The sequence below is a fragment of the Hellea balneolensis DSM 19091 genome (genome assembly GCF_000428525.1).
GTDB classification, from domain to species: domain Bacteria; phylum Pseudomonadota; class Alphaproteobacteria; order Caulobacterales; family Maricaulaceae; genus Hellea; species Hellea balneolensis.
The window spans coordinates 1-12,269 of record NZ_AUAC01000004.1 but is presented as its reverse complement, the minus strand read 5'-3'; the positions used below and the strand labels follow the sequence as shown (position 1 = coordinate 12,269).

Sequence of the window (12,269 nt, the reverse complement as noted above, 5' to 3'; positions counted from 1 at the left end):
TAATGAAAAATTCAAGAGTAGCATTCATGAAACCCATCATCGAGACAGAGCGCCTCATCCTCCGCGAGGTTGACATTGAATGCGACCTTGAGCCTTGGGTTGATATGATGAGCGATGAGGAGACGGTCCGTTTTATTGGCGGGCAGACAATGGACCACGCCGCGTCCTGGCGGCAAATGGCGATGGTTATCGGTCATCAAGTCGTGCGCGGCTATAGTTTCTGGTCAACCATTGAAAAAGCGACTGGGGATTTTGTTGGCCGCGTTGGCTTGTGGTCACCTGTGGGTTGGCCTGAACCAGAAATTGGCTGGACAATCCATCGTAATTACACACGGCGCGGCTTCGCCAAAGAGGCCGGGGCAGCCTGCGTGGATTATGCCTTTGAAACATTAGGGTGGGATCGCTGTATTCATGTGATTGGCGAAGAAAATATTGGGTCCATTAAAACGGCTGAAGCAATTGGATCAAAACGGCTCTATAAAGTCGATAAATTGCCGCCATTTGGCGATGTGAAATGTTGGGCCTATGGTCAAACGCGGGAGGAATGGGAAAGTCGAAATGAAACCTGATTTAGTCACAGAAGGCGAATTTAAGGGTTGGATGACATGGATGTCTGAAGCCTTTGAATATGACACGGCAGGGCCCTTTTATTACCGTAAAGATGAGCAAGGCTATATTACGGCTTTTCGCGCAGAGGCCAAGCATATGAACCAAGGCGGAGTTGTTCACGGCGGATGCTTGATGACATTTGCCGATTTCTCGCTATTTGCCATTGCAGCTGATGAATTCGGCGAAGATGGCTATGGCGTTACGGTAGCCTTTAACAGCGAGTTTCTGTCCGGCGCCAAGGAAGGGCAGCTTGTGGAGTCTCGCGGCGAGGTACTCCGCGCTGGCGGCTCGCTTATATTTGTTCGGGGTGTCGTGACCGCGGATGGAACGCCGTGCCTGAATTATTCAGCGACTTTGAAACGATTAAGCCCGCGCTGATTATACCCATCCGGCTTCGCGCACCGTTTTGGCTTTGTTTCGGCTCACGGGCACAGTTTCAGAATTTTTAAGCAGGATCGACAATTTACCGTCTTGGCTCTTCATTTTATCAACGCCGGCTTCGGCGACCCAATAAGAGCGGTGTGTCTGCAGACCTTTCACGGGGGACATTTCTTTAATCGCGTCCGATAATCTCATGAGGATAAGGTCGTCGCCCTTGGATGTCATGATGCGAACATAATGATCTTCGGATGACAACGCATAGATATCTGCCTCTCTTAGCGAGGGTTTCAAACGCTCAAATATATCAGGCCGCTTATTTTCTAGTGGCACTATGTGTTTACGCTGACGTGACAGTTCGCCAACACCGCAAATGATGATGCTGATGACCCATATGAAAAAAGGCATTGTGAGGATATGAAACCAACCCGGCCAGCCATAGGTCGCAATCGTAAATCCCAGTAGTATAAGCGAGACCATGAGGGTCGCCCCGATGGATTGTCCTAAGGCAGAGGCCCATGGTTTATACGGCACGTTTTTTCTAGTCATGAGCGTGTCAAAAGCGGCAGCGCCTAAGCCGCCCGCCATGCATAGCCCCAGCCAGTAGATAAAGCGTAGGGGCAAAGAAAAGGCCGTCGTTCCGTAAGGCCCTAAAATAGAGAGTATGACCCCCGCAATAGCTGAGGTTGCCATCATAGGGGTAGCGCGGTTTGTGAAATACTTTTTTGTAATCTCTTATGGCTCTTATCTGTTTAATTTGGTCCATCGTGGCAAGATTACCTCCATCTCTCAAGGATTTTTCATGCATTTCGCGAAGCGTGAGCGGTAAATGCCCACCATTGACGAAGGCAGAGCGCCTATTAGCGTAAAGACGCTTTTACATGTCTGCGCGGGAGCTAATCTGCTTTTATCGAACACAAAAGGAGATGCATATGAAACCCGAATATTTTTTAGAGGCCTCATTTGCCATTCAAATTCATGCGGCTGCGGCTTTTGTGGCGCTAGGCCTCGGCATTGCCATGTGGCTACGGCCCAAGGGAACGCGCGGGCACAAGCTCGTCGGGCGTGGATTTGTGGTTGTGATGCTTTTGACCGCGATAAGCGCTCTATTCATTCGCGAGATTAATAATGGGTCCTTTAGCTGGATTCATATCTTTGTGCCCATCACCTTCCTCGGGGCTTGGCAGGCTATCACGCGTATCCGCCGCAAAAATGTCAAAGGCCATATCAGTGCTGTCAGAGGAATGTTCTTCGGCGCGTTGATTATTCCTGGTATTTTCTCCTTCATGCCGGGCCGCACGCTTTGGATGGTGTTTTTCAGTTAGAGTAAAATGGGGGTGCTGTTTTTCAGTTAAAAAAGCCCCTATCGACGGTTGCGAGTCGCCGTCAGACTGATATAGTCATGACAAGTTTGAGGCTCCTCTATGCGGGGCCTCTTTTAATGAGATGTCAGTGACGAAAGAGACTCCATGAATATCCACGAATATCAGGGCAAAGCTGTCCTTAAAGAAATCGGCGCGCCAGTGTCCAAAGGCGTCGCGATTTTTAACGCCTCCGAAGCCAAAGCCGCTGCTGAAGAGCTAGGCGGCCCGCTTTGGGTGGTTAAGTCTCAAATTCACGCGGGTGGCCGCGGTAAGGGTAAATTTGTGGGTGCGCCCGCTGATGCCAAAGGCGGCGTACGTCTGGCCTGGTCTGTCGATGAAGTTGTTGAAAACGCCAAAGCCATGCTCGGCGAATATTTGGTCACGGAACAAACATCTGATGAAGGTAAGCAGGTCAACCGCCTCTATATCGAAGATGGCTCTGACATTGACCGTGAGCTTTATCTTTCCATCATCATCAATCGCGAAACATCGCGCGTCTCTTTCATTGTCTCGACCGAAGGCGGTATGGATATCGAAGCTGTGGCGCATGACACGCCTGAGAAAGTTATCAATTTTGACATCGACCCCGCGACGGGCTTCATGCCTCATCATGGCCGTAAGCTAGCTAAAGCGCTTGAGCTTAAAGGCGATCTCGCCAAGCAAGCCAATAAGCTTGGCCGCACGCTTTATAATGGCTTTCTCGCTAAAGATATGGCAATGCTTGAGATTAATCCGCTTATCGTCACTGAGGATCAGCGTCTACATTGTCTCGACGCAAAAATCAGCTTTGATGAAAATGCGCTTTATCGTCATCCGGATGTGCAAGAGCTTCGCGATATTACCGAAGAAGACTCCAAAGAGACTGAAGCCAAGAAATATGACCTGTCATATGTCGCGCTCGACGGGAACATTGGATGTATGGTCAATGGCGCAGGTCTGGCTATGTCCACCATGGATATCATCAAGCTTTACGGCGCAGAGCCAGCTAACTTCCTTGATGTGGGCGGCGGCGCGACAAAAGAAAATATCGTGGCGGCCTTTAAGATTTTGACGTCAGATGACAAAGTCGAAGGCATCCTTATCAATATCTTTGGCGGCATCATGAAATGTGACGTCATCGCTCAAGGCACCGTCGACGCGGTCAAAGAAGTCGGCCTCGAAGTGCCGCTTGTCGTGCGGCTAGAAGGCACGAATGTTGAGGCGGGTAAAAAGATTATCAATGAAAGCGGTCTTAACGTGATTGCAGCGGATGATCTGGACGATGCCGCGCAGAAAATTGTTAAGGCTGTTCAGGGGTAGGTCTTAATCATGGAAACGCTCACTGTCATTCCTGACAATAGCCCACATAAGCAAGTTATTATTGCTTGCATTGCGGTGGTCGGGCTTAGTGTGCTTCCTCTTCCATATGCATATTATTTCTTCTTGCGAATTGTAATCTTCGGCTCATTGTTATGGCTTGCTTTGCGAGAAGTAGGTAGAAATAGCGGCTTTTGGACAACAGGCTTAGGTGCGGTTACGATATTAGGTCTTATTCTGTACAACCCACTGCTCCCAGTGCATTTAGGCTCTAAACTTATTTGGTTCTGTTTAAACCTTGCGGGCCTTTTTTTAATTCGAAAACTCATGACCCGTGACTTGCTTGATTTAGAGCATGGCACGACTAATAACCCCAAAAGGGACTAAACAATGTCAGTATTAATAAACAAAGACACAAAAATTATCACCCAAGGTATGACGGGTAAGACGGGGACGTTCCATACGGAGCAGGCCATTGCTTATCACGGAACGCAAATGGTTGCGGGCGTTACGCCAGGTAAAGGCGGGACGACCCATATCGGCCTTCCAAACTATGACACTGTGGCCGAGGCTAAGCACGCAACAGGCGCAACAGCCTCTGTGATTTATGTTCCTCCGCCCTTCGCGGCTGACTCTATCCTTGAGGCGATTGACGCCGAGATGGAACTCATCATCGCGATTACAGAAGGTATTCCTGTGCGCGATATGATTCCTGTAAAGCGCGCTTTGCAAGGGTCAAAATCGCGCCTTATCGGGCCGAACTGCCCGGGTGTTTTAACTCCAGAAGAGTGCAAAATTGGTATCATGCCCGGTAAGATATTCAAAAAAGGCAGCTGCGGCGTAGTTTCACGTTCAGGTACGCTGACTTACGAAGCCGTCTTCCAAACAACGCAAGTTGGCCTTGGCCAGACAACGGCGATTGGTATTGGCGGCGACCCGATTAACGGGACGAACTTTATCGATTGTCTTGAGCTGTTCCTCAATGATGATGACACAAAACAAATCATCATGATTGGCGAAATTGGCGGCTCTGCGGAGGAAGAAGCGGCTGAATTTGTCGCCCATATGGCCAAAAAAGGCATCAAAAAGCCCATGGTTGGCTTTATCGCAGGCCGCACAGCGCCTCCGGGCCGCACAATGGGCCATGCCGGGGCGATCGTCTCTGGCGGCAAAGGCGGCGCAGAAGATAAGATAGCAGCGATGGAAAAAGCGGGTATTCGCGTGTCCGACTCTCCTGCTAAACTCGGCGTGACAATGATGGATGTCTTAAACGCTTAGTCGTTTTAGCGTGATTGACGTCCTGATCGGATAATGGCGCGTAACTAAGCCTCGAAAGGGCTGAATATATGACTGATAAAAGTCGTAGTGAGCAAAACCAAGCAATGCTCGATACTCTGTTTCTGGATGGGGGCAATGCCTTTTATCTGGAACAAATGCAGGCGCGTTATGCGGCTAACCCCAATAGTGTTGACCCGTCATGGCAACGTTATTTCGCCTCTTTGGGCGAAGAAACGGCCAATGCCAAGAAAAACGCCGAAGGTCCGAGCTGGAAACGTGGGGGATGGCCCGCTGACCCCCAAGATGAGCTGACCTCAGCCCTAACAGGCGATTGGGGCGATGAAGTCGCTGTTGAAAGCAAAGTCTCTGCGCGTTTAAACGGCGCGTCCTCTGATGACGTCCGCCAAGCCACACAAGATAGTCTCCGCGCCCTCATGCTTATACGCGCCTATCGTATGCGGGGTCATTTGGTAGCCGATCTTGATCCGCTTGGACTTGATGTTCTTCCGCCGCACCCAGAGCTGATGCCGGAAACATATGGCTTTACTGATGCGGATATGGACCGCGAAATTTTCATCGATGGCGTGTTGGGTCTCGAGTCTGCAAGCCTAAATCAGATATTGGAAATTGTGCGGCGGACTTATTGCTCAACCTTTGGCATGCAGTTCATGCATGTCTCTGATCCCATCGAGAAAAGCTGGATTCAGGAACGTATTGAAGGCCCCGATAAAGAAATTAGTTTCTCCAAAGAAGGCCGGCTCGCCATTTTGCAAAAACTCATTGAGGGTGAAGCTTTTGAACAGCTCATCCATAAACGTTACCCAGGTACAAAGCGTTTTGGTATTGATGGCGCGGAAAGTCTTCTCCCTGCTCTGGAACAAATTATCAAACGCGGCGGCGCATTAGGGCTAAAAGATATCAACTTCGGTATGCCGCATCGCGGACGCCTCAATGTCATGGCCTCTGTCATGCAGAAGCCTTATTCGGCGATTTTCTATGAATTTTTAGGCGGCGTTGCAGCTGGCGCGGAAGACTTTGGGTCAGGCGATGTAAAATATCACTTGGGTGTGTCTGACGACCGCGAATTTGACGGCAACTCCGTGCATCTCTCTCTTGCGCCAAATCCATCTCACTTGGAGGTCGTCGCGCCCGTTGTAATGGGTAAAGCTCGCGCAAAGCAGCAAATGGCCTCAGGCACTTACCAATCGCATAATCCGCAAGAAGTCATGGCCGTTATCCTTCACGGCGATTCTGCTTTTGCAGGGCAGGGCGTGGTCATGGAATGTTTCCAGATGAGCCAATTAGTGGGCTACCGCACAGGCGGCACAATCCATGTGATTGTGAATAACCAAATCGGCTTTACAACAACACCGGATGAGTATCGCTCGGGTCAATATGCATCGGATGTGGCGATGATGGTCGAAGCACCGATTTTCCACGTTAATGGGGATGATCCCGAAGCCGTTGTCTTCGCCGCGCGTGTCGCCACTGAATATCGCCAAAAGTTTGGCAAAGATGTTGTCCTCGATATTATTTGTTATCGCCGTTACGGCCATAATGAAGGCGACGACCCGAGCTTTACCCAACCCATCATGTATAAAACGATTGGCGACATGCCTTCGACTATGACGAAATATGCAGAGCGTCTGATTGCCCAAGGCGATCTGACTAAGGCTGAGCATGAAAAACGCGTTGATGATTTCTATGCCTTCTTGGACTCCGAATTTGATAAAGCCAAAGCCTATGAAACGAAAGAGCCCGATTGGCTACAAGGCGTATGGCAAGGCTTAAGTCTGCCGACGGAAACAGGCAAAAGGCGCGGTAATACTTCTGTTGATAAATCAGTTTTGAAAGATATTGGCACGAAGATTACCACCGTTCCTAATTCCGTCAATATTCACCGCACGCTTAAGCGTATCATCAAAGCCCGCGCAGAAAAAATTGCGGCAGGTGAGAATATTGATTGGGGTTTGGCCGAACATCTGGCCTTTGGAACTTTGATTACTGAAGGGCACCCTGTACGTCTTTCAGGGCAAGACTCAGAGCGGGGAACTTTTTCTCAGCGTCAGTCAAATTTCATCGACCAAGTGACGGAAGAAAAATATACGCCGCTTAATAATCTCTCTAATGATCAAGAATATTACCAAGTCCTCAACTCACATCTTTCGGAAGAGGCGGTTTTGGGATTTGAATATGGTTTCTCCGGCGCGGCGCCGCATGCGCTGACGATTTGGGAAGCGCAATTTGGGGACTTTGCCAATGGCGCGCAGGTCATGGTGGATCAGTTCATTTCCAGCGCCGAGCAAAAATGGTTGCGTATGTCAGGCCTCGTTATGTTGCTCCCGCATGGGTATGAGGGCCAAGGCCCAGAGCATAGTTCCGCGCGTCTGGAGCGCTACTTACAAATGTGCGCCGAAGATAATATGCAGGTGACGAATATCACAACGCCCGCCAATTATTTCCATGCGCTCCGCCGTCAGGTGAAACGTAATTTCCGTAAGCCGCTTATCAATATGAGCCCCAAATCGCTCTTGCGCCATAAACTCTGCGTCTCGACTTTTGACGAAATGAGCGGGGAGTCTGAATTCCATCGTCTTCTTTGGGATGATGCCGAATATAATCCTGAAATTAGCCAAATAAAATTACTGCCGGCTAAAGAAATTAAAACTGTCGTGCTATGTTCCGGTAAGATTTATTACGACTTGTTCGAAGCGCGTGAAAAACTTGGTCGTAATGACATCTACCTTCTGCGTGTCGAGCAGCTCTACCCTTATCCAGATGATGCTGTGCAAGAAGAGCTTAAGCGCTTTAAGTCAGCCGAAATGGTCTGGTGTCAGGAAGAGCCGAAAAATATGGGCGCTTGGGCCTTTATCAATCCTTTCCTTGAGGAAAGCCTGATTGCCATTAAAGCCAAACATACGCGTCCACGTTATATTGGCCGGGCTGCTGCGGCCTCGACGGCGACAGGTATTGCGGCTAAACATAAAAAAGAACAGCAAGCCATTATTGATGGCGTTTTTGCAAAATAGAGCTTTCGAGCTGAAATAGAGTTGAACATGACTGATATCAAAATTCCAAATGTAGGCGAAAGCGTCTCCGAAGTGACTATCGCGCAGTGGTTTAAACAGCCGGGCGACGCGGTCAAAAAAGATGAGGCTCTGGTAGAGCTTGAGACTGATAAAGCCGCGCAAGAACTGGTCTCGCCCGAAGACGGTGTGCTCGAAGAAATTCTGGTCGCCGAAGGCGATAATGCCACAATCGGAACCGTTATTGCCAAGCTTGGCAAAGGTAACGCTGCGGCGGCTAGTTCTAAAACTGAGGCACCTGCTGAAAAAGCTGTGGCGGCTGAGACAGCGGCTCAAACCTCTGGTGGAAGCGCAATGAATATTGATGTGCCCAATGTTGGCGAATCTGTGTCCGAAGTCACTGTGGCTTCTTGGATGAAAAAACCGGGTGACGCTGTCAAAAAAGATGAAGCCATTGTTGAGCTGGAGACTGATAAGGCGGCGCAAGAATTGGTTGCGCCTGAAACTGGCGTTATGGGTGATATTCTCGTGGCTGAAGGTGAAGTTGCGGCTGTTGGTCAGACTATCTGTACATTACTGGCAGGAGCCTCTGGTGGGGCGATTGCTCCCTCGACAGGCTCCGCGGGCGATGAAGGCGGCGGCGTAGGTGTCGTAGCATCCGTTAATGAACCGACGGCCATTGCGTCTAAAGACCCGATGCCAAGTGCAAGTCGTATCATTAAAGAAAACAATCTCGATGCTAGGTCAATTGCAGGTACAGGCAAGGATGGCCGCATTACCAAGGGCGATGCACTCTCTGCGAAAGCCAATCCAGCGCCTGCGGCCAAAGCCCCCACAGCGCCTTCTGCGCCGCGTGAGTTAGGCCCTCGTGAAGAACGTGTACGCATGTCACGTCTGCGCCAGACTATCGCCCGCCGCCTTAAGGAAGCGCAGAATACAGCAGCCATGCTCACGACTTACAATGAAGTCGATATGACGAATATCATGGATATGCGTAGCCAATATAAAGAGCTCTTCATCAAAAAACATGGCGTCAAGTTGGGCTTTATGAGCTTCTTCGTCAAAGCCTGTGTCCAAGCGCTCAAAGATGTGCCTGCCGTCAATGCTGAAATCGACGGCACAGATATTATCTATAAAAATTACTATGATATCAGTATCGCGGTCGGTACGCCCAAAGGGCTTGTTGTGCCTGTCCTTCGCGATTGTGATGAGCGCTCATTGGGCGGCATTGAAAAAGGTATTAGCGAGCTTGGCGCGAAAGCGCGGGATGGGCAGCTCTCCATGGATGACATGATGGGCGGCACCTTCACCATTTCCAATGGCGGTGTTTACGGCTCGCTTATGTCATCGCCTATCCTCAACCCCCCGCAAGTCGGTATTTTGGGCATGCATAAGATCGAAAAACGCGCCGTCGTGATTGATGATCAAATTGTTATTCGCCCGATGATGTATCTGGCACTGTCCTATGACCACCGTATTGTCGATGGCAAAGAGGCCGTCACTTTCCTTGTAAGGGTTAAAGAATGTCTTGAGGATCCTGAACGACTGTTGCTCGATTTGTAAATATTTATTAAGGATCTCTTTTCATGGCGGATTAGTAAGTTTTTGCTAATCCATTTCCATGACGGATCTTATCTTAACAGAAGAGTTAGAGCTACCTGCCACTAAATCACCTCGAGATAGATGGTTGGGTATTATGGCTTCCATGGCTGTGGCGTGGTACATTTTCAGTTTAATGGTTTTTGTTGCGATGCTGTCGCTTAACACGAATAGTATTTCAAGCCTCTACACGGCTGAACAGCTTTCCTATCTAACGGTTACACCCTTTTGGACGAAATTTGCGCATGTTGTGTCAATCTTCTCTGGTCTCATCGGGTCGGCTTATCTGTTATTACGCCGCCAAAATGCCTATTATTGGTTTGCGGCATGTTTAGTCGCGCTTATGCTTATAAAGCTTGATGCCAGCTTACGCGGAGGCTTTGAAATCATGGGTGCGTCTTTGATGGGGATCTCATTAACTGAGTTTTTGATTGGCATTTATTTATTTTGGGCGGCTTATTCTGCCAAACGCCAAGGCGAGCTTTCCACAACTTGAACCCTCTGGACTCTATGGTCTAAATCTTATTTAGTCTTTCTCTATTCTGGGGAGGATGAAATGGTGGTTACAGAAATTGGAAAACCAAAGACGCCTTGGTGGTTTTGGCTCGTGAGCGGCATCGCACTTTTATGGAACCTGATGGGTGTGGGCGCTTATATAAGTGACATGAATATGAGCCATGCCGACATGGTGAAAAATTACGGGCAGGCCCTCGCGGATGCCGCGCAGTCACAACCTGCCTTTGTTACGGGCGCTTATGCTTTTGCTGTTTTTGGCGGCGCTTTAGGGTGTCTGTTGCTTTTATTGCGCAAGAAGAATGCTATTTGGCCGCTCCTTATTTCTCTTCTGGCTGTCTTTGTGCAGCAAGGATATTCTTGGTTTGGAACTGACGTTATGTCGAGCGTGCCAGCTGCAAATAAGGTGATGTATATTGCGATAGTCGTTGTCGCGATATTACTCGTGTGGTTTGCCCGCAAAATGACAGCAAAAAGGATCTTAAGATGACTGACCAGAACATTTCCAAAGCGCCCGGATGGTTTTGGGTTATAGTCATAATTTACCTTCTTTGGAGCCTCATAGGGGCTAGCATGTATCTTGTAGAGCACATGATGAGCGATGTAGCATATGGCGAAAGCTTTGGCGCGGATATGCTCGCGCTTCGTGATTTGACACCGTGGTGGGCGACATCGGGTTATGCGGTCGGCGTCTGGGGAGGGCTTATTGGAATTATCTTGCTCTCCTAATCGTTTCTCTCGTTTGCGTGCACATCATCGGTATCTCCTGTGTTTCTCGTAGATGTATCTAATTAATTTGTCAGCTCTTCTTTGAAGATCAGGTGCGCCGTGCTCTCCTGCGCACTTCCCGGCGGCCAAAGCGCTCGTCTTTCGGCGCTGTGTCTCTCCGCAAGGGTGCAATCCGGCTTCGGTTAAATGGGGCAACAGTACAGGCTAAACGTCGTGGTCCATGCCAAGCGGCATGCTCACAAGCAAGATATCGGGCTTCCCATAATTCAAAGTCTACACCATCTCCTCACATCCGCTTTCGCGGTGTCTCACAAAATCATTTAAGTCAGTTGTTTCTTTCAATGCGTCTCCTTTATGTCACCATCAACGGGTCATCAAAGAAGGTTCCGTCCCGCCACATCGCATGCATGATAACCGCCAGCTTACGCGCCACAGCAACAAGGGCTTTCTTATGCCCGCGTCTTTTTTCAATCGATAAGCCCCAGTTCTTGAGCGCCAAGCGGCCCTTATAACGCGACAGCATGGCGCTTGCCGCCGTATACAGCGCCCTGCGGACATCACTATCGCCTGCCTTTGAGATGCGGCCTTTAATGTCTATTGAACTCCCGGACTGCCAACATTTTGTCGTCAGGCCAAAATAGGCCCCGACATCGCGTGAGCGTTTGAACCGGGCCGGGTCATCCACCCCCGCCATAAAGGACAAAGCCGTCACAGGCCCGACGCCGGGTATCTCCATAAAACGGCGCGTTAGCTCCGTCTCGCGCGTGATCTTGACCACTTGCGTGTCCAGTTTTTTGAACTGCTCCCAAAGCCCGGCGCGCGCATCCAGCATCGTGCCGATGAGGTCGCGCGTAAAGGGCTCATCATCTGTCAACTCGCGAATGCGCTTGTCAAAGCCCGCACGGCCTGTCCCCTTTATACGGATGCCAAACGCCTTGAGCGAGTGCCGGATGGCGTTTTCAATATCGAGGAACTTACGTTTGAGGTTGCGGCGGTGAGTCAAAAGTAGCCGCAGACGGTATGTGCCTTCCGCCTTCATATGCGCCCGTTTAAACCAACCCGTACGCATAATATGGGCCAGACCCAAAGCATCCGCCGCATCCGTTTTATTGCGCTGCGCCGACATCGCCGCCCGCGCATGACGCGCCTCAACACAGATCACAGGCAAGCCAAGGGCGAGTAATTCGGACTGCAGCCAAGGGGACAAAGCCCCCGCCTCGTGCCCTGCACGGCGCAGCGTTCTGCGGTAAGGTTTAAGACTATTTGCTATCACTTGCGGGTCGGTCGGCACTTCCGTTTGAAGCAAGACCGTTCCGTCAACATCGACAACACATAATGCCGTGTCTTCAACACCAACATCTAATCCGACAAAATAATCCATTACTCACCCTCCTTTGAAAAAGGAGAATGTGGACTATCAAGGCCGTTTGGTAAAATTGGGGGTGAGGTTTCGGAAGGCAGAGCGATTACTCCGGCT

Annotated in this window: 13 protein-coding genes; 11 read left to right on the top strand and 2 right to left on the bottom strand. The window is 49.9% G+C overall.

Annotated elements, in window-relative coordinates; all coding sequences use genetic code 11:
* The first annotated feature begins 2 nt into the window (after positions 1–2).
* Positions 3–569 carry a GNAT family N-acetyltransferase gene (locus tag F569_RS0110580; protein ID WP_034388567.1) on the top strand — a complete coding sequence of 189 codons (567 nt, stop codon included), beginning with the start codon at positions 3–5 and terminating at the stop codon, positions 567–569.
* On the top strand, positions 559–987 hold the full coding sequence (locus F569_RS0110575; RefSeq protein WP_026942186.1) for a PaaI family thioesterase: 429 nt from the start codon (positions 559–561) through the stop codon (positions 985–987). The genes F569_RS0110580 and F569_RS0110575 overlap by 11 nt, the downstream gene beginning before the upstream one ends.
* Here the strand turns inward: F569_RS0110575 and F569_RS19025 are convergent, their stop codons facing one another.
* Positions 988–1,683: a LytTR family DNA-binding domain-containing protein gene (locus tag F569_RS19025; protein ID WP_051279792.1), complete on the bottom strand. Its 696-nt coding sequence runs from the start codon at positions 1,681–1,683 to the stop codon at positions 988–990. It lies immediately after the preceding gene.
* A gap of 236 nt (positions 1,684–1,919) precedes the next feature.
* Between F569_RS19025 and F569_RS0110565 the strand changes: the two genes are divergently transcribed.
* The 9 genes from F569_RS0110565 (at position 1,920) to F569_RS0110525 (ending at position 10,792) form a co-directional block, all read left to right on the top strand.
* Positions 1,920–2,312, top strand: a complete 393-nt coding sequence (locus tag F569_RS0110565; protein ID WP_162143769.1) for a DUF2306 domain-containing protein — start codon at positions 1,920–1,922, stop codon at positions 2,310–2,312.
* Positions 2,313–2,456: 144 nt separating this feature from the next.
* Positions 2,457–3,650 (top strand): ADP-forming succinate--CoA ligase subunit beta, encoded by a 1,194-nt coding sequence (gene sucC, locus F569_RS0110560; protein ID WP_026942184.1) that lies wholly within the window; start codon positions 2,457–2,459, stop codon positions 3,648–3,650.
* A 9-nt stretch (positions 3,651–3,659) separates the two neighbouring features.
* Positions 3,660–4,034, top strand: coding sequence for a DUF6804 family protein (locus tag F569_RS17555; protein WP_034388564.1), 375 nt, complete (start codon positions 3,660–3,662; stop codon positions 4,032–4,034).
* 3 nt (positions 4,035–4,037) lie between these two features.
* On the top strand, positions 4,038–4,925 hold the full coding sequence (sucD, locus tag F569_RS0110550; protein WP_026942183.1) for a succinate--CoA ligase subunit alpha: 888 nt from the start codon (positions 4,038–4,040) through the stop codon (positions 4,923–4,925).
* A 68-nt stretch (positions 4,926–4,993) separates the two neighbouring features.
* Entirely contained in the window at positions 4,994–7,954 is a 2,961-nt protein-coding gene (locus F569_RS0110545; protein WP_026942182.1) for a 2-oxoglutarate dehydrogenase E1 component, read from the top strand.
* A gap of 27 nt (positions 7,955–7,981) precedes the next feature.
* Complete coding sequence (gene odhB, locus F569_RS0110540; RefSeq protein WP_026942181.1) at positions 7,982–9,514, top strand: 2-oxoglutarate dehydrogenase complex dihydrolipoyllysine-residue succinyltransferase; 1,533 nt, start codon at positions 7,982–7,984, stop codon at positions 9,512–9,514.
* A gap of 58 nt (positions 9,515–9,572) precedes the next feature.
* A complete protein-coding gene (locus F569_RS0110535; RefSeq protein WP_154813713.1) occupies positions 9,573–10,046 on the top strand; it encodes a hypothetical protein in 474 nt (157 codons plus the stop codon).
* 60 nt (positions 10,047–10,106) lie between these two features.
* On the top strand, positions 10,107–10,553 hold the full coding sequence (locus F569_RS0110530; protein ID WP_034388561.1) for a hypothetical protein: 447 nt from the start codon (positions 10,107–10,109) through the stop codon (positions 10,551–10,553).
* A complete protein-coding gene (locus F569_RS0110525; RefSeq protein WP_026942178.1) occupies positions 10,550–10,792 on the top strand; it encodes a hypothetical protein in 243 nt (80 codons plus the stop codon). Before F569_RS0110530 ends, F569_RS0110525 begins: the two co-directional genes overlap by 4 nt.
* Before the next feature lie 352 nt (positions 10,793–11,144).
* Here F569_RS0110525 and F569_RS17550 read toward each other — a convergent pair whose 3' ends face one another.
* Complete coding sequence (locus tag F569_RS17550; protein WP_051279389.1) at positions 11,145–12,173, bottom strand: IS110 family RNA-guided transposase; 1,029 nt, start codon at positions 12,171–12,173, stop codon at positions 11,145–11,147.
* Between the last annotated feature and the right edge of the window lie 96 nt (positions 12,174–12,269).